The 20249-nt window shown below is 56.8% G+C and carries 16 protein-coding genes and 1 pseudogene; 1 reads left to right on the top strand and 16 read right to left on the bottom strand.

Translation table 11 applies throughout. From position 1 onward, the window contains the following. Nucleotides 1–12: 12 nt before the first annotated feature. From HX830_RS11335 to mtnA, 16 genes and pseudogenes are all read right to left on the bottom strand, one after another. A complete protein-coding gene (locus HX830_RS11335; protein ID WP_177100183.1) occupies nucleotides 13–1185 on the bottom strand; it encodes a glycosyltransferase in 1173 nt (390 codons plus the stop codon). 72 nt (nucleotides 1186–1257) lie between these two features. Continuing rightward, entirely contained in the window at nucleotides 1258–1929 is a 672-nt protein-coding gene (locus HX830_RS11330; protein ID WP_177100181.1) for a class I SAM-dependent methyltransferase, read from the bottom strand. Between the two features lie 2 nt (nucleotides 1930–1931). Beyond that, the gene (locus HX830_RS11325) at nucleotides 1932–2927 is read right to left on the bottom strand and encodes a class I SAM-dependent methyltransferase (RefSeq protein WP_177100179.1); all 996 of its coding nucleotides are present in this window, start codon (nucleotides 2925–2927) and stop codon (nucleotides 1932–1934) included. A 32-nt stretch (nucleotides 2928–2959) separates the two neighbouring features. After that, complete coding sequence (locus HX830_RS11320; protein ID WP_177100177.1) at nucleotides 2960–4249, bottom strand: lipid II flippase MurJ; 1290 nt, start codon at nucleotides 4247–4249, stop codon at nucleotides 2960–2962. A 42-nt stretch (nucleotides 4250–4291) separates the two neighbouring features. Then, nucleotides 4292–5335: an NAD-dependent epimerase/dehydratase family protein gene (locus tag HX830_RS11315; protein WP_177100175.1), complete on the bottom strand. Its 1044-nt coding sequence runs from the start codon at nucleotides 5333–5335 to the stop codon at nucleotides 4292–4294. Nucleotides 5336–5352: 17 nt separating this feature from the next. Next, the gene (tviB, locus tag HX830_RS11310; protein ID WP_177100173.1) at nucleotides 5353–6630 is read right to left on the bottom strand and encodes a Vi polysaccharide biosynthesis UDP-N-acetylglucosamine C-6 dehydrogenase TviB; all 1278 of its coding nucleotides are present in this window, start codon (nucleotides 6628–6630) and stop codon (nucleotides 5353–5355) included. Between the two features lie 350 nt (nucleotides 6631–6980). After that, nucleotides 6981–7271: an integration host factor subunit beta gene (ihfB, locus tag HX830_RS11305; protein WP_177100171.1), complete on the bottom strand. Its 291-nt coding sequence runs from the start codon at nucleotides 7269–7271 to the stop codon at nucleotides 6981–6983. Between the two features lie 122 nt (nucleotides 7272–7393). Beyond that, nucleotides 7394–7675 carry a hypothetical protein gene (locus tag HX830_RS11300; protein ID WP_152737272.1) on the bottom strand — a complete coding sequence of 94 codons (282 nt, stop codon included), beginning with the start codon at nucleotides 7673–7675 and terminating at the stop codon, nucleotides 7394–7396. A 186-nt stretch (nucleotides 7676–7861) separates the two neighbouring features. Next, entirely contained in the window at nucleotides 7862–9553 is a 1692-nt protein-coding gene (rpsA, locus tag HX830_RS11295) for a 30S ribosomal protein S1 (protein WP_100939090.1), read from the bottom strand. A gap of 120 nt (nucleotides 9554–9673) precedes the next feature. Further along, a complete protein-coding gene (cmk, locus tag HX830_RS11290; protein ID WP_100939089.1) occupies nucleotides 9674–10363 on the bottom strand; it encodes a (d)CMP kinase in 690 nt (229 codons plus the stop codon). Nucleotides 10364–10368: 5 nt separating this feature from the next. Beyond that, nucleotides 10369–11319: pseudogene (locus HX830_RS11285) on the bottom strand (prephenate dehydrogenase/arogenate dehydrogenase family protein); the annotation flags it as partial. Beyond that, complete coding sequence (gene hisC, locus HX830_RS11280) at nucleotides 11312–12424, bottom strand: histidinol-phosphate transaminase (RefSeq protein WP_103495894.1); 1113 nt, start codon at nucleotides 12422–12424, stop codon at nucleotides 11312–11314. The pseudogene HX830_RS11285 and the gene hisC, both read right to left, overlap by 8 nt. A gap of 11 nt (nucleotides 12425–12435) precedes the next feature. Further along, nucleotides 12436–13530: a prephenate dehydratase gene (pheA, locus tag HX830_RS11275; RefSeq protein WP_017129662.1), complete on the bottom strand. Its 1095-nt coding sequence runs from the start codon at nucleotides 13528–13530 to the stop codon at nucleotides 12436–12438. Next, the gene (gene serC / locus HX830_RS11270) at nucleotides 13530–14615 is read right to left on the bottom strand and encodes a 3-phosphoserine/phosphohydroxythreonine transaminase (protein ID WP_177100167.1); all 1086 of its coding nucleotides are present in this window, start codon (nucleotides 14613–14615) and stop codon (nucleotides 13530–13532) included. Before serC ends, pheA begins: the two co-directional genes overlap by 1 nt. Nucleotides 14616–14708: 93 nt before the next feature. Then, a complete protein-coding gene (gyrA, locus tag HX830_RS11265; RefSeq protein WP_177100165.1) occupies nucleotides 14709–17360 on the bottom strand; it encodes a DNA gyrase subunit A in 2652 nt (883 codons plus the stop codon). A 327-nt stretch (nucleotides 17361–17687) separates the two neighbouring features. Next, nucleotides 17688–18764 (bottom strand): S-methyl-5-thioribose-1-phosphate isomerase, encoded by a 1077-nt coding sequence (mtnA, locus tag HX830_RS11260; RefSeq protein WP_177100163.1) that lies wholly within the window; start codon nucleotides 18762–18764, stop codon nucleotides 17688–17690. Between the two features lie 109 nt (nucleotides 18765–18873). Here mtnA and HX830_RS11255 point away from each other — a divergent pair, with 109 nt between their 5' ends. After that, nucleotides 18874–20220, top strand: a complete 1347-nt coding sequence (locus tag HX830_RS11255) for a TRZ/ATZ family hydrolase (protein WP_177100161.1) — start codon at nucleotides 18874–18876, stop codon at nucleotides 20218–20220. The last annotated feature ends 29 nt before the right edge of the window (nucleotides 20221–20249 follow it).

The raw sequence follows: 20249 nt of genomic DNA, 5'->3' as shown, positions 1-20249 counted from the left end.
AGATTGACTACGTCAGTGGTTGTTTTTTAAGGCGGCATCTGTGTCGCGGCCACAATAGATATCTGCGTAACCTTGAAGGCAAGCCTCCATGGAAAATACGGTTTCCACGCGTAGATGCCCGGCCTCGCCCATTCTTCTTCGCTCGGGATCCCGCGCTACCGCCAAGAGCGCATCAGCGAGCTCGCCCGAAGCACAAGGTGGCACTACCCACCCAGTAGAACCGTGCACCACTGCCTCAGCATTCCCCCCCACATCGCTGACTACCATTGGCAGCTTTGCAGCCATTCCCTCTAGCACTGCATTGGAAAAACCTTCTTCGTGAGAACAAAGAACACCAACATCAGAAGCATTGAGCAGGTCCGGAACATCCTGCCGGGAGCCGAGAAAACATATTTTCTCGCCAAGCCCCAGCGAGAGAGCTTGCTGACGCAGTGTATTACCGATTCCGTCATCTCGACCTACGCAGAGGCAAACCCAAGGTTGAGGAATCAGATCCTGGATCTTGGCGAATGCCCGGATCAGGTCGGCATGACCTTTATAAGGTATGAGATTGGCGATCATAATAAAAACCAATGCATCATCCGGGATGGACAGGTCATTGCGTACCGTAGCCCTGTCTCGAGGTTGTGCGAAACGCTCTAGGTCGACACCATTATAGATAAGGCGTGCCTGATCTTTTGTGACACCTTCGGAAAGCAGGTCCTCAATGACAGCGACCGAGTTACCACAGACACGATCCATACGAGGATGCAGCCAATGCTCCAACCGGCGGTACAACCGATGCTTGGCCTGATACAAGTTCAAGCTCCTACGGCTCATCATCTGACGAGCTCTCGGGCAGAACAACAAGACCACACCACCTACGATATAAGCAGCGGGTAAAAAGAAGTGAACCACTTGAGGGCGCCTGCGCCAACACAGCCACCAAAGAGCAACCGCCGAATAGAGCAATCCCGCCCAGGCAATCGCGCGCTCATCGCGCAGAAAGCGGCGAATCCAGCCTGGAAGCATTACACCATGGACAGGAACACCTCCTTCGATAAAAGCATGCGTCAAAGGCCCACCTGTCGTAATGGTGAAAACTTCAGGTTGAAACCCCCGCTCGCGGAGCGCTGTTGAAATACGCAGCAGATGCTGCTCCGCACCTCCGATTTCCATGGACCCTATTACATAAAGCAATTTCATATACGAACTCAAAATTGACTGAGAAATGCTTCGGATCTGACACGTCATCTCCTACACACTCTTCAATTCGCCTCAGCGAGACCTTCCAATAACTGCAATGCTGTACGCGTACCCTCGGTTTTGAAGGAGTCGCAAGGCTGCTCTGGGCAAGAACCTACGCGACGCCCTATGCACCGGAGTAGCAGCTAGATCCCCATAGCCAAATTTGGAGACCACCTCCATGCCGGCATCCCTGACAATTGAGGCGAGCTCATCTACTGAGTAAATTCGCTCATCAGTTATGACGCCTGTATAAGCGGTGTACTTTGTAGGAATTTGAATAAGTACGTACTTTGAGCACTTGGCCTGCTCTTCAAGAAGCCGAACAGTAACGTCTCGATCGAAATGCTCAAGTACACCACAGGAAAAAGCCAAATCGAACTGACCCTGAAGCCCCGAAAGATCAAAAGCATCCGCCACCTGAAATGCCGCGGTTGCACCTAAACGCTGAGCATGCTGATTGGCGAGCTCGACCAGTGTCGGCTCATTATCTATTCCAATCACCTTGTATCCCAACGAGGACAAGTACATATCAGACCAGCCAGGCCCACAGCCCACATCCAAAATTCTGGACGAAGGCGCGCAATAGCGCTGGATCATGCCATAAAGAACTTCGTGAAACCCCCAATGCGCGACTGCGGACGTCAGCCAATTGGAGTTAAAGGCGCCGCAGGAATCAAAGTACTCATGCCAGCGATCTGCCATTTTTATTCCTCCGTTAGAATTTTGTGGGCACTGAAGGTAAGGATAAATCCATATCCCAGCCTATCCAGAATTTTTTCCAGTGGTAGCGTGACAAGACGATCCAACCTACTAACCATCTTTACCAGCCATGAAGGTTTGCCCTTCCATTTACACCAAAACAAATCCGGATCTTCCAACTGCTTCCACTCTGCAAAAGCCTCCCCCGAACTGTAACCGAATAATCGCTTAATTAGGTAAAGCCCTCCACCACTCAAACTTCCTCCAAAAATCTTTTGATCTGTGGAGGTACGAACCAGGTTCAAAGCATGCGCCTGGCACAACCGCTTTACCGATGAATGAGTGAATAGTGTAAGGTGACGAGGGTAATCATCAGCTTGATAGTACCGTGCCTGTATGGAGTTCATATTGGTGACAAGCACAATGAGACGCCCACCAGGCTTTAAAAGATGAGAGGCCTTTTCAATGAAGCGCACAGGGTCGTAGACGTGCTCCAGAACGGCCCAAAAGGTAATGACATCATATTTTTTTTCTGCGAAATCCATTTCGAGGAAATCACCATAATGTATCGGGAGCTTTGCCGGATTCGGTATTTCAGAATCCATTTCCACTCCTTCGACGGCCCAACCCTGATTTCTCATGAACCAGATGAATTCGCCTTTCTGCGCTCCGATATCGAGCAACGTACCTGGAGAGATCCCATCCAGCCATTCAGCTTTTGCGTGAAGCTGTCGTTCACGCTTTTGAATGATCGAGGTCCAATCCATTTGCCCCTCAGCCCCTTCCCACGACCAGTAAAAGGCTTCAGGATAATAATCCCCCATGTCGTGAGCACTTGGCCTAGGGCTCAAGTATCCGGCCCCACACGCCGTACACTGTTGTACTGCAAATGGATGATCGGTTACACGAAATACGTAGTCATACGTGGTAAAAAGCTGCTTCTTTTGCGCTGATCCACATAGCGGACAATCAATTTCAACGATCTTCTTTATTTTTCCCATAAAAACTCTCCGGGCCTCTATCATGACGCTAATCAATTATGTGCCCGTACCAAATGAAGCGAAGGCGTAAGAAGTCTAAATCCTAGCAATACAACAACTGCGGGCGCGGCAGATAGTGCTAACGCAATAGCCTGTGCACCCAACATGCCACGAAAGACGAAGTAACACAAAAGTATCGTGAGTAAGCTGGAAGCTGCCATAAATGAAAGAAGCTTGGGGCGAGACTGAGCCTGCCAAAGCTTGGCAAATACGTTACCCAAAAGTGCAAAACCAACCCCTGTGGTTAGCCAAAACCAAAGCTGGGTTACTTTATATGCCGCCTCAGAATCAAAACGCCCACCAAACAACAATAGAAGTAGAGGCTCACCCAGAAACCAAACCAATAAAGTACTGGCAACGCCAATCACAAAAGACACCAATGCGGCTTGTCGTAACAACCGCCTAACACTATTATAATCTTCCTCAACAACAAGCATTGAGAATCGGGCCAACAACAATGTCGAACTAGACATCACAAGTAACTGAACCAACGAAGTGTGAAGCCGGTAGGCGTACCCGAATGAAGAAACTACACCTTCCCCATAAGAGGCGGCCCAGACCATAGGTAATGACGAAGCCATATTGGAAAAAAAAACGCCTGGTAGAACCCACCCACCCAGAGTAAGCATGTCGTACCCTTGCAGTAAAAAAGCCCTCCAGGTTGGTAAAGCGCCAAGAATGGAAAATTTGCTTTTACTCAAACCAAACAGACAAATGATCAACTGCGCGAACAACCCGATTAGCGTTCCGAGAACAAGACTCAACAGCCCAGCACCTGGCCACACCAACAAAATCAGCCCACCTAGTATGCCATTTACGATCGGAGCACCCGCCGCATAGGCAAATTTTTCGCGCATGGCGAGTATATACCCCATGCAATCATTGGCAATATTAAGAGGAACCAGCAATACAACAAACGATAGAGTAAACAAAAAAGTGTCGTGAACCGATGGCTGGCTCTGGGCTGTCAGCCACTGAGTCAGCCATGGAATGGATACAAAAATCAGCAACGCCAGGATGGCTCCGAGCGCGACACAGCCCCAGAATATGGCTCGCTCAAATGCCTCTGTCGCTGGCAGACCAAATCGGGCGTACACACGGGCACGTACAGGGAAAAAGCCTGTCTGAATAACACCTGCCACTATGCCGGAAATCAATGTCGGGGTTACAAGCGCGAGATTATACCCATCAAGCTCACTACCAACACCGAAATATCGTGCGGTGAACCACAACTTAAAAAAAGCTGCAAGCTGAGAAAGAACCGTAAGCAGCGATACAATCACTAGCTGCCGACTCATCTCAGAGGCCACGCATGTAGACTGTTCTCAAGACACATTGCTTACATACCAGTCGAGTGCCTCATGGATCCCCTCAGCAAGACGATGGCTGGGTTGATAGCCCAAGAGCGACGAGGCCTTGCTGATATCGGCCAACGAATGTCGGACGTCGCCCGCGCGAAAGCCTCTATAAACAGGCTGCGCTTGACTCAACTCTTCACGTGAAACAGCTAAGCCATCCCTGATCAACCTGAACAGGTCATTAAGTGAAGTCCTATCCCCCACCGCCACATTGTAAACCTGATTCACTGCTTCAGAAGAGGTGGCCGTAGCCGCCAGGAGATTAGCTTGAACCGCATTGGCAATGAAGCAAAAATCACGGCTGGTTTCTCCATCACCATTGATGTAGACCGGCTCACCACAAAGCAGAGAGGCCGTCCATTTCGGGATTACAGCAGCATAAGCACCATTAGGGTCCTGACGAGGACCGAACACGTTGAAATAACGCAGCCCAATGGTGGAAAAACCATACACGCGAGCAAAAACGTCCGCATAGAGCTCATTGACATATTTTGTAACCGCATAGGGGCTCAGCGGTTTGCCGATTTTGTCTTCAACCTTGGGTAGCCCGGGGTGGTCACCATAGGTGCTACTACTTGCGGCGTAGGTAAAACTCTTCACCTTCGCGTCTCGCGCGGCAACCAAAATATTCAGAAACCCTGCGATATTGGTTTCGTTGGTAGCGATGGGGTCAGCAATACTACGCGGAACACTACCAAGAGCAGCCTGGTGTAAAACGTAATCGACACCGTACTCGTCACTCCATCGCATGGCACAATTACAATCCTCAAGCTCTCGAACATCCCCTTCAATAAAGTGAAATCGCTCCCACTGTTCAGGAGAGACCAACGCCTTCACCTCTGTCAGGTTATGACGATGCCCGGTGATGAAGTTGTCCAAACCGACCACACGCTGGTCAAATTTGAGAAGACGTTCGAGCAGGTTACTACCTATGAAACCAGCCACACCGGTAATCAACCAAGTACGCGGCTCGCTCAACAAATGTTGCTGTAGCTCTTGGAAAGTGCTCATACACGCTCTACTCCTTTTTACAAGCGGCCGTCTGCAACGCCCATTGGGAGAATACTTTTTACGTCAAAAAGTACAGCATCCGGCTCGCCACACCCTTTGATACCAGCAGCCCCCATAGCCACGAACTCCTGATGCCCCACTGCCAGAATGATCCCCGCGTAGCTCCCTTGTTTGGGCTTTTCACGCAAGCAAGTCAACCCATACTCATCGAAAGCCTCGTTAACATCGATCCAAGGGTCATATACATCGACTTCGCAGCGGTAGTCCTTCAAGGCATTGACAATATCCACAACCTTTGTATTCCGCAAATCAGGGCAATTTTCCTTAAATGCCAACCCCAGTACAAGTACCCGGCTACCCAAAACCGGCTTACCTTTGCGCAACATCAATTTTACCGTGCTATCAGCAACGTGTCTGGCCATGCTGTCATTAATTCGACGACCCGCCAAAATCACTTCCGGGTGATAACCAACCTCTTGCGCCTTGTGGGTAAGATAATAGGGATCAACGCCAATACAATGCCCGCCCACCAACCCAGGGCGAAATGGTAGGAAGTTCCATTTAGTTCCTGCCGCTTGCAGCACCTCAAGCGTATCGATACCCAAATGATGAAAGATCAGGCTTAACTCATTCATCAATGCAATATTAAGATCACGCTGGGTATTTTCGATTACCTTGGCCGCCTCCGCCACTTTTATACTGCTAGCCAGGTGAGTACCCGCAGTAATGATTTCTGCATACAGCCGGTCTACCGCTTTCGCAACCTCCGGAGTGCTACCGCTTGTCACCTTTTTTATAGTAGGCAGGCGATGCTCTTTATCTCCAGGATTTATACGCTCGGGACTGTAACCACAAAAAAAATCTCTATTAAACTTTAGCCCACTGAACTGCTCCAGTATCGGCACACATATCTCTTCTGTCGCACCAGGAAACACAGTGGACTCGTAAATAACAAGATCACCACTTTTCAGTACCTTGCCAACAGTTTCACTCGCCTTGACCAATGGTGTCATATCTGGCCGATTTGCAGTATCCACCGGCGTAGGCACGGTTACGATATATATTTGCACGCCATGCAAATCTTCGATATCACAACTATATCGCAAGTGTGAAGCCGCACAAAGCTCCTCGCTACTGCACTCGAGCGTGTGATCGCTACCAGCCTGCAGCTCCGAAATTCGGGAACGCTGGATATCAAAGCCGATAACTGGACGCTTTTTGCCAAACTCGACAGCCAACGGCAATCCGACGTAGCCTAGACCGATAATTGCAATTGCTTTGCTGTTCAAGTCCATTACTTGATTTGCCCTTCATCAATAGCTAATAAAATCGCCACGCATAATACACAGGCTGGGATATTGATCATTTACTTAAAAAATATATCATTTAAATTCTAGTATAAAAAAATGAAACCTAACAAAATCACACCTACCTCCGATGAAACAAATTGCACAATGTGCAGTTCTACCTCATCAACCCTGCCGAAATTCCCTACCCAAGGCACTTAATATGAATAGTGTAGCCGACTTGACCATGAACCCAAGCACACTCCGAACCAAGAGCCAGGCAGTTTATCGCATCAATGCGGAGTAAACAAATTAAGTGATCAATTTACCAGGTGCGCAGCCCTGAAAATACTCCCCAATCAAATATCCTCCTCCTCATTCACCCGATCCCTTAACTCCTTCCCTGGCTTGAAATGCGGCACAAATTTCCCATCCAGACTCACCGATTGCCCGGTCTTCGGATTGCGCCCAACCCGCGGAGCGCGGTAATGCAACGAAAAACTCCCAAACCCGCGGATCTCGATGCGGTCGCCGGTTGCCAGGCATTGGGACATTTGCTCAAGCATGGTCTTGATGGCCAGCTCCACATCCTTGGATGAAAGCAGCCCCTGATGGGTGACAATTCGTTCGATCAGCTCCGACTTCGTCATATTTTTCCCTTCTTTTTCAAGCAGCTAGGAAAGCACTTCGAAGGTTTTAGCATGAGCGGAAGGTTTTGAACAGCCCATCTATTGACTTATCTGCATGCAGAAGAAACAAGGAACAGGATCGTCTAATTACAAATCACCAGCATGGTGCGAGTGACGGCGCCAGCCGGATTCCAGCCGAAAAGATAGCCATCCCCTTCATCCTTGGCATCGCTGGACCGGGTGACGACCTTATAGCCCTGAGCCTTGCACTCAAGGGCAGCCCGCGTGTAACACTTGTCCCAGTCCGACCCAAGTCCCGAACAGTCGATCTCGACACCGCTCACGCCCCGCCTGACGTGGGTCGTCGCCTGGGTGACGCACCCCGCAAGTAACAGCAACGCGAGGACAACCATTAGCTTGCTCATTCCTTTCCTTACTGACGCGCTCCCCGAACCGCTCACGAAGCACAGATCTACGATCCTGACGACAAACGTTTTTACACTGATAAATAAGACCGTCGCCACCCTGAATTCGTTTCAGATTTTGAACGTCAAATCGTGGGCACAAAAAAGGGCGACCGAAGTCGCCCTTTTTCTATGGTCCGACAGAACTTAGTTCTGTTTTTCCATCTGAGCACGCAGCAGAGCACCGAGAGTGGTGTCGACTGGAGCATCCGAAGCAGCTGGCTTGTCGCGCAGGCTCTGGATGGCTTCTTTTTCGTCTTCAACGTCTTTCGACTTGATCGACAGCTGGATCACGCGGCTCTTGCGGTCAACGCTGATGATCTTGGCTTCTACTTCTTCGCCTTCTTTCAGAACGTTGCGCGCGTCTTCAACGCGGTCACGGCTGATTTCGGAGGCTTTCAGAGTCGCTTCGATATCGTCGGCCAGAACGATGATGGCGCCTTTGGCGTCAACTTCTTTCACGATGCCTTTAACGATGGCGCCTTTGTCGTTAACCGAGACGTACTCGGAGAACGGGTCGCTTTCCAGTTGCTTGATACCCAGGGAGATGCGCTCGCGCTCTGGGTCAACCGACAGGATAACGGTGTCCAACTCGTCGCCCTTCTTGAAACGACGAACGGCTTCTTCGCCCACTTCGTTCCAGGAGATGTCGGACAGGTGAACCAGACCGTCGATGCCGCCGTCCAGACCAATGAAGATACCGAAATCGGTGATCGACTTGATGGTGCCGGAGATTTTATCGCCCTTGTTGAACTGGCCAGAGAAATCTTCCCATGGGTTAGATTTGCACTGCTTGATGCCGAGGGAGATACGACGACGCTCTTCGTCGATGTCCAGAACCATGACTTCCACTTCGTCGCCGACTTGTACGACTTTCGAAGGGTGGATGTTCTTGTTGGTCCAGTCCATTTCGGAAACGTGTACCAGGCCTTCAACGCCTTCTTCCAGCTCAGCGAAGCAGCCGTAGTCGGTCAGGTTGGTAACACGAGCGGTGACGCGAGTGCTTTCTGGGTAACGGGCTTTGATAGCAACCCATGGATCTTCGCCCAGTTGCTTGAGGCCCAGGGAAACACGATTGCGTTCGCGATCGTACTTCAGAACCTTGACATCGATCTCGTCGCCAACGTTGACGATTTCCGATGGGTGCTTGATGCGCTTCCAAGCCATGTCGGTGATGTGCAGCAGGCCATCGACGCCACCCAGATCGACGAATGCGCCGTAATCGGTGAGGTTCTTGACGATACCCTTGACTTGCTGACCTTCCTGCAAGGATTCCAGCAGAGCTTCACGCTCGGCGGAGTTCTCGGCTTCCAGGACGCTGCGACGGGAAACGACAACGTTGTTGCGTTTCTGGTCGAGCTTGATGACCTTGAACTCGAGCTCTTTGCCTTCCAGGTGCGTGGTGTCGCGCACTGGACGGACGTCAACCAGAGAACCTGGCAGGAACGCACGGATGCCGTTAACGTCGACAGTGAAGCCGCCTTTAACCTTACCGTTGATAACGCCCTTGACCACTTCTTCGGCTGCGAAGGCTGCTTCCAGAACGATCCAGCATTCAGCGCGCTTGGCTTTTTCACGGGACAGCTTGGTTTCACCAAAGCCGTCTTCAACCGAATCCAGCGCCACGTGAACTTCGTCACCGACGTTGATGTTCAGCTCGCCAGCATCGTTGTAGAACTGTTCCAGCGGGATCAGAGCTTCAGACTTCAGACCGGCGTGGACAGTGACCCAACGAGCTTGGTAATCGATATCAACGATAACACCGGTGATGATCGAACCAGCCTGAAGATTAAGGGTCTTCAAGCTCTCTTCAAAGAGTTCCGCAAAGCTTTCGCTCATTTTAATTCCTGTTGATAAGGGCGAAGAATACGCCCATCTGCCACACCCCAGACGGTGTGGGTTACGTTCATATGAAAGAAGCCGCGCAGGACTATGACTGGTCCCCTGCACACCTCTTGGTCACCCGGCGATATCGCGAATGGCGATCTCGCTCATGATGCGTTCCAGCACCTGCTCAATGGACAATTCCGTAGAATCCAGCTGTATGGCGTCAGCCGCCGGCTTGAGCGGGGCTACCGCTCGCTGGGTGTCACGCTCATCGCGTGCACGTATCTCATCTAGCAGACTCGACAGACTAACATCATCGCCCTTGGCCTTCAACTGCAAGTACCGGCGACGAGCCCGCTCCTCGGAGCTGGCGGTCAGGAAAATCTTCAGCGGCGCATCGGGAAACACCACCGTGCCCATGTCCCGGCCATCGGCCACCAGGCCTGGCGGCTCCTGGAACGCCCGCTGGCGTTGCAGCAAAGCCTCGCGCACCGCCGGCAACGCCGCGACCTGGGAAGCCCAGGCGCCGACCTGCTCGTTGCGGATATCTTCGGTGACGTCGTCGCCCTCGAGGATGATCCGCGCCGTACGATCACTGGTCGCACCGACGAACTGTACATCCAGATGAGCGGCCAGGGCCTTGAGCAGTTCCTCGTTGGTCAGGTCGACCCCATGGTTGCGCGCGGCGAATGCCAGCAACCGATAGAGGGCGCCGGAATCCAGCAGGCACCAGTTCAGGCGCTTGGCCAGGATCCCGGCGACCGTGCCCTTGCCCGAACCGCTCGGCCCGTCAATGGTGATAACTGGAGCTTGAATATTCACGACCGTGCCTCTTTGTGATCATCATTGGCGTTCAAGGTGCCCTTGCGGGCCCGGCGGGCCAGGATTCTGCCGAAATGCTCGCGCGCCGCTTGCGCACGCTGGAATACTTCCAGCAACTGAGGCCCATCCCCGGCATCGACCGCATCGCGCAAGACGTCCAGGTCACCGCGAAAACTGTCCAGCGCACGCAGCACAGCGTCCCGGTTGGCCAGGAAGATATCGTGCCACATCACCGGATCACTGCCAGCAATCCGCGTGAAATCGCGGAATCCACCGGCGGCGTAGCGAAAAATCTCCAGGTTCTCGTTGCGCTTGGCCAACGAGTCCACCAGGCCGAAGGCCAGCAGGTGCGGCAAATGACTGGTCGCCGCCAGCACTTCGTCGTGACGCTCGACCTGCATGTGCTCGACATCCGCCCCCAGGGCCCGCCAGAGCGCATCAACCGTCGCCAGCGCCGACGGATCGGTCTCGGCCAACGGCGTCAGGATCACCTTGTGCCGACGGAACAGCGCACTGTTGGAGGCCTGCACGCCACTCTGTTCGGACCCGGCAATCGGGTGCCCCGGGACAAAACGCGGCGGCATGGTGCCAAAGGCCCGACCGGCGGCACGCACGACATTGCCCTTGGCACTGCCAACATCCGTGAGGATCGCCTGCCCCAGGTCCATGCCCGCCAGCAAGCCGAGCATTTTCTCCATGGCCAGGATCGGCACCGCCAGCTGAATCACATCGGCGCCCTGGCAAGCCGTCGCCAGATCAGTCTCACAACGATCGACCACGCCCAACTCGACCGCGAGCTCACGGGATTGCGGGTCGAGATCGACACCCACCACTTCCCGGCACAGGCCGCTTTCCCGCAGCCCCTTGGCAAAGGAGCCGCCGATCAAACCCAGGCCGACCACCACAAGGCGGCCGATCATAGGCTTCACAGATTGCATCGACATGACATCAACCACGGGCCAGGACCTTGGCCAGCGCCTCCAGCAAACGACTGTTCTCACTGGCCAGGCCAATGCTGACCCGCAGGTGCTTCGGCAGGCCGTAACCGGCCACCGGACGCACGATCACCCCTTCACGCAGCAGCCCCTGGTACACCGGGCCCGCCTCACGACCGACATCGACAGCAATGAAATTGGCCTTCGAGGGAATCCAGCTCAGCCCCAACTGGCGAAAACCTTCTTCCAGTTGCTGCATGCCGGCTTCGTTCAAGCTTCGACTACGGGCGACATACTCGACATCGTCAAGTGCCGCACGGGCCGCGACCAGCGCCAGGCTGTTGACATTGAACGGTTGGCGAACGCGATTGAGGATATCCGCCACGGCGGGCGACGACAGCGCATAACCGACACGCAAGGCCGCCAGGCCGTAGGCCTTGGAGAAAGTTCGAGAAACCAGCAGGTTCGGATAGCTTGCCAGGTAGTTCAGGCCATCCGGCAGGTCGACACCTTCGGCATATTCGATATAGGCCTCGTCCAGGACCACCAGGACATCCTGCGGCACAGCGGCGAGAAACGTCTCCAGCGCCCTCGGGCCGAACCAGGTACCGGTCGGGTTGTTCGGGTTGGCGACAAACACCACACGGGTGTTTTCGTCGATGGCCGCGAGCATCGCCGCCAGGTCATGCCCGAAGTCCTTGGCCGGAGCCACACGGGCCTCGGCATTCACCGCCTGGGTCACGATGGGGTAGATCGCAAAGGCATGTTCGCTGAACACCGCGTTCAACCCCGGCGCCAGGTAGGCACGGGCGACCAGTTCGAGAATATCGTTGGAACCATTGCCCAGGGTCACCTGGCTGGCCTGCACCCGGCACAGCTCGGACAGACGCTGCTTGAGCTCGAAACCATTGCCGTCCGGATAACGGGTCAAATCCGCCAGGGCATCGTGAATCGCCGCCAGGGCCTTGGGACTCGCCCCAAGGGGATTCTCGTTGCTCGCCAGCTTGATGATCCGCGCCGGATCAATATCCAGCTCACGAGCCAGTTCATCCACGGGCTTGCCCGGAACGTAAGGCGACAGTTGTTGCACGCCCGGCTGAGCCAGGGCGAGGAAGTTACCGCTCATGATCAACGCCTTTACAGAACCGCTTTCGGGTAGGAGCCCAGCACCTTGAGGGCGACGGCTTCCTGACTGATCTTCTCCAGCACACCCTTGACCAGCGGATCACGATGATGGCCAACGAAGTCGATAAAGAACACATACGTCCATTTACCACTGCGCGAAGGTCGGGTCTCGATACGCGTCAGGTCAATCCCGTTGTCGTGGAACGGCACCAGCAGCTCGTGGAGCGCGCCAGGCTTGTTGCTCATGGAAACAATGATCGAGGTCTTGTCGTCGCCGGTAGGCGGCACTTCCTGGCTACCGATCATCAGGAACCGCGTGGAGTTGTCCGGACGGTCCTCGATTTTCTCCGCCAGGCGGGTCAAGCCATACAGGCCGGCCGCCATGTCGCCGGCAATCGCCGCCGAGTTCCACTCGCCCTTGACCCGCTTCGCCGCTTCGGCGTTGCTGGAAACCGCCACGCGCTCGACGTTCGGGTAATGGGCGTCCAGCCACTTGCGGCACTGGGCCAGGGACTGGGCGTGGGAGTAGATGCGACTGATGCTGTCGGTCTTGGTGTTTTCGCCCACCAGCAGGTGGTGGTGAATGCGCAGCTCGACTTCACCGCAAATCACCATGTCGTGCTCGAGGAAACTGTCGAGGGTGTGGTTGACCGCACCCTCGGTGGAGTTTTCCACCGGCACCACACCAAAATTCACCGCGCCGGCCGCCACTTCACGGAAGACTTCGTCAATCGCCGCCATCGGCTTGCTGATCACCGCATGGCCGAAATGCTTCATGGCCGCAGCCTGGGTGAAGGTACCTTCAGGACCCAGGTAAGCCACTTTCAGCGGCTGTTCCAGAGCCAGGCAGGAAGACATGATCTCGCGGAACAGCCGCGCCATTTCTTCGTTGCCCAGCGGCCCCTGGTTGCGTTCCATGACCCGCTTGAGCACCTGGGCTTCACGTTCCGGACGATAGAACACCGGCACTTCGCCCTCGGCCAGCGAGGCCATTTTTACCCGCGCGACTTCCTGGGCGCAGCGTGCGCGCTCGCTGATCAGTTCGAGAACTTTCTCATCGAGGCTGTCGATACGCAGGCGCAGTGCCTTGAGTTCTTGCTCGGACATTAGCCGTGTTCCTTCTCGAACGCTGCCATGTACGCCACCAGCGCGTTCACCGCGTTGATGTCGACGGCGTTGTAAATGGAGGCGCGCATGCCACCCACCGAACGGTGGCCCTTGAGATTCAACAGGCCCTGCTCTTCGGCGCCGGCCAGGAACGGCTTGTCCAGGCGATCGTCGGCCAGGCGGAACGGCACGTTCATCCAGGAGCGGTTGGTCTTGTTGATCGGGTTGCTGTACAGGTCGCTGGCGTCGATGAAGTCATACAGCGTGCGCTGCTTGATTTCATTGAGCTTGCCGATGGCTTCGACGCCACCCTGCTCCTTGAGCCACTCGAAAACCAGGCCCGACAGGTACCAGGCCAGGGTCGGCGGGGTGTTGTACATGGAGCCGTTGTCGGCCGCGACCTTGTAGTCGAGCATGGTCGGGCAGATCGAACGGGCGCGACCCAGCAGGTCTTCACGGACAATATTGACGACGATGCCGCTCGGGCCGATGTTCTTCTGCGCACCGGCGTAGATCATGCCGAAGCGGGAAATATCCACCGGACGCGAAAGGATGTCCGAGGACATGTCGGTGACCAGCGGCACATCACCGGTTTCCGGAATCCAGTCGAACTCCAGGCCGCCGATGGTTTCGTTCGACACATAGTGAACATAGGCCGCGTCTTTCGACAGCTTCCATTCGTTCTGGCCGGGAATGGCGAAATAGTCATAGGGCTTGGCGCTGGCGGCGACATTGACGTTGCCGAAACGCGAAGCTTCCTCGATGGCTTTCTTCGACCAGATACCGGTCTCGATGTAGTCGGCCTTGCCGCTTTCGGGCAGCAGGTTCAGCGCGACCTGGGCAAATTGCTGGCTGGCGCCGCCCTGCAGGAACAGCACCTTGTAGTTCGAGGGAATATCCAGCAGGTCACGCAGATCCTGCTCGGCCTTGGTGGCGATGGACACGAACTCATCGCTGCGATGGCTCATTTCCATGACCGACAGGCCCTTGCCGTGCCAGTCGAGCAGCTCGGACTGGGCACGCAAAAGGACAGCTTCAGGCAGCGCAGCAGGACCCGCGCAGAAGTTATAGGCTCGTTTGCTCACATCCACTCTCGCTATGCTTTTCAATACACACCGGCCTGCGCCCTACTCCAGACCGGCTACGCCTACGGTGGAGAGTAGAGCAGACAGGCGCTTTTAGTCCTGCGGTTGCGCCTCGTCGGTCGCTGCATCCAGCGCCTGGTCGTCGGCCGCGTCATCGATCAGCACTTCGCCGTCGAACTCGACACCGTCTTCCAGTTCTTCGCCTTCGACTTCCGAAGGTTCCTGGACGCGCTCCAGGCCCACCAGCGTTTCATCGCTGGCCAGCTTGATCAACGTCACACCCTGGGTATTACGGCCCAGGCTGGAGACCTCATCGACACGGGTACGTACCAGCGTGCCCTGGTCGGAGATCAGCATGATCTCCTCACCGTCGAGCACCTGTACCGCACCGACCAGACGGCCGTTACGCTCGTTGCTGACCATGGCGATCACACCCTGGCCGCCGCGCTTGTACTCGGGGAACTCGCTGATCGCGGTGCGCTTGCCGAAGCCGCGCTCGGAAGCCGTGAGAATCTGGCTGCCTTCTTCCGGGATAATCATGGAGATCAGCTTCTGCCCTTCGTTCAGGCGCATGCCGCGTACGCCGCGGGCCGTACGACCCATGGCACGGACGTCGGACTCCTTGAAGCGAGTGACCTTGCCGGCGTCGGAGAACAGCATGACCTCGCGCTCGCCATCGGTGATCGCGGCGCTGATCAGCACGTCGCCTTCATCCAGCTCCAGGGCGATCAGGCCAACGCTACGCTGACGGCTGAAGGCTTCCAGCGGGGTCTTCTTCACGGTACCGTCGGCGGTCGCCATGAAGATGAAATGACCTTCGGTGTATTCCTCCACCGGCAGCATGGTGGTGATGTATTCACCCTCATCCAGCGGCAACAGGTTCACCAGCGGACGGCCACGGGCAGCACGGGACGCTTCGGGAATTTCGTAGGTCTTGAGCCAGTACACCTTGCCCTTGCTGGAAAACAGCAGCAGCGTGGTGTGACTGTTGGCAACCAGCAGGTGGGCAATGTAGTCCTCGTCCTTGACGCCGGTCGCCGACTTGCCTTTGCCACCGCGGCGCTGGGCCTGGTAGGCCGCCAACGGCTGCGTCTTGGCGTAGCCGCCGTGGGAGATGGTCACCACGCGCTCTTCTTCCGGGATCATGTCGCCCAGGGTCAGGTCGAGACGGGCATCGAGGATCTCGGTACGGCGCACGTCGCCGTACTCGGCACGAATCACTTCCAGCTCTTCGCGGATCACTTCCATCAGGCGCGTGGCGCTGTTGAGGATGCGGATCAGCTCGCCGATCTGGTTGAGGATCTCCTGGTACTCGGCCAGCAGCTTCTCGTGTTCCAGGCCGGTCAGGCGGTGCAGACGCAGTTCGAGGATGGCCTGCGCCTGTTCCGGCGACAGGAAGTACTTGCCGTCGCGCAGACCATACTGCGGGTCCAGGGTCTCCGGACGGCACGAGTCGGCACCGGCACGCTCGACCATCGCCACGACCGCGGACGATTCCCAAGGCATGCTGATCAGCGCTTCCTTGGCCTCCGACGGCGTCGGCGAGGCCTTGATCAGCGCGATCACCGGGTCGATGTTGGACAGCGCAACGGCCTGGCCTTCGAGGATATGACCACGCTCGCGAGCCTTGCGCAGCTCGAACACGGTACGCCGGGTCACGACTTCGCGACGGTGACGGACGAAGGCTTCCAGCAAGTCCTTGAGGTTGAGGATCCGCGGGCGACCGTCGATCAGCGCAACGATGTTGATACCGAATACGCTTTGCAGCTGGGTCTGGGCATAAAGGTTGTTGAGAATCACCTCTGGCACTTCGCCACGGCGCAACTCGATGACCACGCGCATACCGTCCTTGTCGGACTCGTCGCGCAGCTCGGTGATGCCTTCGAGCTTCTTCTCTTTAACCAGCTCGGCGATCTTCTCGATCAACCGGGCCTTGTTCAGTTGGTACGGCAGCTCGGTGATGACGATCTGCTGGCGACCACCGACCTTGTCGATGTCTTCGATGGTCGAACGGGCGCGCATGTAGATGCGCCCACGACCGGTGCGATAGGCCTCGATGATGCCGGCACGACCGTTGATGATCGCGGCGGTCGGGAAGTCCGGGCCCGGGATGTACTGCATCAGGTCATCGACGGTCAGCTCGGGGTTGTCGATGAGCGCCAGGCAACCGTCGATGACTTCACCGAGGTTGTGCGGCGGGATATTGGTCGCCATGCCCACGGCGATACCGCTGGAGCCGTTGACCAGCAGGTTGGGGATACGGGTCGGCATGACCGCCGGGATCTGTTCGGTGCCGTCATAGTTCGGCACCCAGTCCACGGTTTCCTTATGCAGGTCGGCCAGCAGCTCGTGCGCCAGCTTGGTCATGCGCACTTCGGTGTATCGCATGGCCGCGGCGTTGTCGCCGTCCACCGAACCGAAGTTGCCCTGGCCGTCGACCAGCAGGTAGCGCAGGGAGAATGGCTGCGCCATCCGAACAATGGTGTCGTAGACCGCGGTATCACCGTGCGGGTGATATTTACCGATCACGTCACCGACCACACGGGCAGATTTCTTGTACGGCTTGTTCCAGTCATTACCCAGTTCGCTCATCGCGAACAGCACACGCCGGTGCACGGGCTTCAAGCCATCGCGCGCATCAGGCAGTGCCCGCCCGACAATCACGCTCATCGCGTAGTCGAGGTAGGACTGTTTCAGCTCGTCTTCGATATTGACCGGGAGGATTTCTTTGGCCAGTTCGCCCATGAGAAGCCTGATTCCTTTTTCTGGTGAAACTTCGTCACATCCATATGGGACGAACGAAGCTCGCCGCCGCGGGCCTGATGCCCTGCAACGACTTACGACAAATCAACGAGTTATGCCTTGGATCTGCGCAGTGAAGGCAGCCGGTTCGGGCTGCCCTGGAAACCGTCGGATGTTATCACAATCGCCGCCACGCACCTACCCCGGCAGAGGCAAGGAAGTAGACGGGCGGCCGCTGCAACCGACCGGGAGCGCGCCGAGAGGGGCTTAGAGGCAAAATGACTGCCTTTTGGGCCCATAAAATACCCCATGGCCAGGGACAAAAGCCGGTCAATGCAGGCGTTTTCGACACATCAATTGTGCCATCTTCGCGGTGTCCGGACGCTCGACGATGCCTTTTTCGGTCACGATGACATCGATCAGGTCCGCTGGCGTCACGTCGAAGACCGGATTAAAGGCCTCGACCTCGGCCCCGACCCGATGACCGCCAACACTCAACAGCTCGCTGCCGTCGCGTTCTTCGATCGGGATATCGTCGCCACTGGCCAGGTCCATGTCGATGGTCGAGCTTGGCGCCACCACCATGAAACGCACGCCGTGGTGCATCGCGCAGACCGCAAGCTGATAGGTGCCGATCTTGTTGGCCACATCGCCATTGGCGGTAATGCGGTCGGCACCAACGATCACCCAGGTCACACCCTTGGTCTTCATGATGTGCGCGGCGGCCGAGTCGGCGTTCAGGGTCACCGGAATGCCTTCGTTGGCCAGCTCCCAGGCGGTCAGGCGCGAGCCTTGCAGCCAGGGTCGGGTTTCATCGGCATAGACCTGCTCGACCATCCCTTCCAGGAAAGCCCCGCGAATCACCCCCAGGGCCGTACCGAAACCGCCGGTGGCCAGGGCGCCGGTATTGCAGTGGGTGAGAATCGCCTGGGCATTGCCCTGGTGCTTGCGGATCAGGTCGACCCCCAGTTGCGCCATGGTCAGGTTGGCCTCGCGATCACTTTCATGGATCGCCATCGCCTCGGCCTCCAGGGCCGCCAGCGGATCGGCGCCATCCTTGACCCGCTCCAGACGCTCACGCATGCGGTCCAGAGCCCAGAACAGATTGACCGCAGTGGGTCGCGAGTTCGCCAGCAAGGCAAAATCGACTTCCATCGCCGCCAGCCAGTCGCCGCCCGCGGCCAGACGTGCCCGTGCCGCCAGCACGACACCGTACGCCGCGCTGATGCCAATGGCCGGTGCACCGCGCACCACCATCGAACGAATCGCCTCGGCGACCCCCGCCGCACTGTCGTAGGCCAGCCAGGTTTCCTCGAACGGCAAAATGCGCTGATCGAGCAGATACAAGGCACCATCACGCCAATCGATGGCCTTCACTTTTTCCGCAGCCAATAGCCGATCGCGCATGATTCACCCCACACTCCGGAACAAAAGCCGCCGATTATAGCGATCCCCCCGTGGGGGCGCTCGGGTATACTTCGCCATTATTTCAGATAAAGCCCGGAAGCCGTCCACGATGCCGAATACCGCCGCCCCGCTCGATCTTCTCCTGCTGCCGACCTGGCTGGTTCCGGTCGAGCCCGCCGGCGTGGTACTCAAGGAGCATGGCCTGGGCATTCGTGACGGACGCATCGCCTTTATCGGCACTCGGGCCGAGGCCTTGAAACTCGGTGCCAGGGAGGTCCGCGAACTGCCGGAAACCCTGCTCGCCCCCGGCCTGGTCAACGCCCACGGGCATGCCGCCATGACCCTGTTTCGCGGCCTGGCCGACGACCTGCCGCTGATGACCTGGCTGGAGCAGCATATCTGGCCCGCCGAAGCCCAATGGGTCGACGAAGCCTTCGTCCGTGATGGCACCGACCTGGCCATCGCCGAGCAACTCAAGGGTGGCATCACCTGTTTCTCGGACATGTACTTCTTCCCTAAAATCGCCAGCGAACGCGTGCACAACAGCGGCATGCGCGCGCAGATCGCCATTCCGATCCTCGATTTCCCGATCCCCGGCGCCGCCAGCATCGATGAGTCGCTGCGCCAGGCCATCGAGCTGTTCGGCGACCTGAAGCATCACCCACGGATCAAGATCGCCTTCGGTCCCCATGCACCCTACACCGTTGGCGACGAAAACCTGGAAAAAGTCCGGGTCATCGCCGAAGAGCTCGACGCCGCGATCCACATGCACGTGCATGAGACCGCCTTTGAAGTGCAGCAGTCCGTGGAACAACGCGGCGAGCGTCCGCTGGCGCGCCTGGGCCGCCTCGGCTTGCTTGGCCCACGCTTCCAGGCCGTGCACATGACCCAGATCAGCGATGACGACCTGGCATTGCTGGTAGAAAGCAACAGCAGCGTGATCCACTGCCCGGAATCGAACCTGAAACTGGCCAGCGGCTTCTGCCCGGTGGAGCGCCTGTGGCAAGCCGGCGTGAACGTGGCCGTGGGTACCGATGGCGCGGCGAGCAACAACGACCTCGACCTGCTCGGCGAAACCCGTACCGCCGCTTTGTTGGCAAAGGCCGTCGCCGGTTCCGCCACGGCCCTGGACGCACACCGCGCACTGCGCATGGCGACCCTCAATGGCGCCCGGGCCCTGGGCCTGGAGCAGGAGATCGGTTCGCTGGAAGTCGGCAAAGCCGCGGATATGGTCGCCTTCGACCTGTCAGGCCTGGCCCGGCAGCCGATCTACGACCCGGTGTCGCAACTGATTTACGCCAGCGGCCGCGACTGCGTGCAACATGTCTGGGTCGGCGGCAAGCCGCTGCTCGAAGACCGCCGCCTGACTCGCCTGGACGAACAGCAGTTAGGCGCCACGGCCCGGGCCTGGGGCCAGCGCATCGGCGCCCAGAAGCCATTGATTGACGCGCCATAGAGTGCATGAATTGAAGATGACGCAACGCC

Origin of the sequence: Pseudomonas gingeri (genome assembly GCF_013385425.1) — a bacterium.
GTDB classification, from domain to species: domain Bacteria; phylum Pseudomonadota; class Gammaproteobacteria; order Pseudomonadales; family Pseudomonadaceae; genus Aquipseudomonas; species Aquipseudomonas gingeri_D.
Note: the sequence above shows the minus strand (reverse complement) of the source record. Positions and strands in the feature narration are given on the sequence as shown.

What these genes read in the sequence shown, in the direction of transcription:
- HX830_RS11325 (WP_177100179.1), bottom strand. Translation starts at nt 2,927, where the DNA reads ATGGGAAAAATAAAGAAGATCGTTGAAATTGATTGTCCGCTATGTGGA.
- HX830_RS11255 (WP_177100161.1), top strand. Translation starts at nt 18,874, where the DNA reads ATGCCGAATACCGCCGCCCCGCTCGATCTTCTCCTGCTGCCGACCTGG.
- hisC (WP_103495894.1), bottom strand. Translation starts at nt 12,424, where the DNA reads ATGAGCGGTAACTTCCTCGCCCTGGCTCAGCCGGGCGTGCAACAACTG.
- HX830_RS11315 (WP_177100175.1), bottom strand. Translation starts at nt 5,335, where the DNA reads ATGAGCACTTTCCAAGAGCTACAGCAACATTTGTTGAGCGAGCCGCGT.
- tviB (WP_177100173.1), bottom strand. Translation starts at nt 6,630, where the DNA reads ATGGACTTGAACAGCAAAGCAATTGCAATTATCGGTCTAGGCTACGTC.
- HX830_RS11300 (WP_152737272.1), bottom strand. Translation starts at nt 7,675, where the DNA reads ATGAGCAAGCTAATGGTTGTCCTCGCGTTGCTGTTACTTGCGGGGTGC.
- pheA (WP_017129662.1), bottom strand. Translation starts at nt 13,530, where the DNA reads ATGTCCGAGCAAGAACTCAAGGCACTGCGCCTGCGTATCGACAGCCTC.
- HX830_RS11335 (WP_177100183.1), bottom strand. Translation starts at nt 1,185, where the DNA reads ATGAAATTGCTTTATGTAATAGGGTCCATGGAAATCGGAGGTGCGGAG.
- gyrA (WP_177100165.1), bottom strand. Translation starts at nt 17,360, where the DNA reads ATGGGCGAACTGGCCAAAGAAATCCTCCCGGTCAATATCGAAGACGAG.
- mtnA (WP_177100163.1), bottom strand. Translation starts at nt 18,764, where the DNA reads ATGCGCGATCGGCTATTGGCTGCGGAAAAAGTGAAGGCCATCGATTGG.
- rpsA (WP_100939090.1), bottom strand. Translation starts at nt 9,553, where the DNA reads ATGAGCGAAAGCTTTGCGGAACTCTTTGAAGAGAGCTTGAAGACCCTT.
- HX830_RS11330 (WP_177100181.1), bottom strand. Translation starts at nt 1,929, where the DNA reads ATGGCAGATCGCTGGCATGAGTACTTTGATTCCTGCGGCGCCTTTAAC.
- ihfB (WP_177100171.1), bottom strand. Translation starts at nt 7,271, where the DNA reads ATGACGAAGTCGGAGCTGATCGAACGAATTGTCACCCATCAGGGGCTG.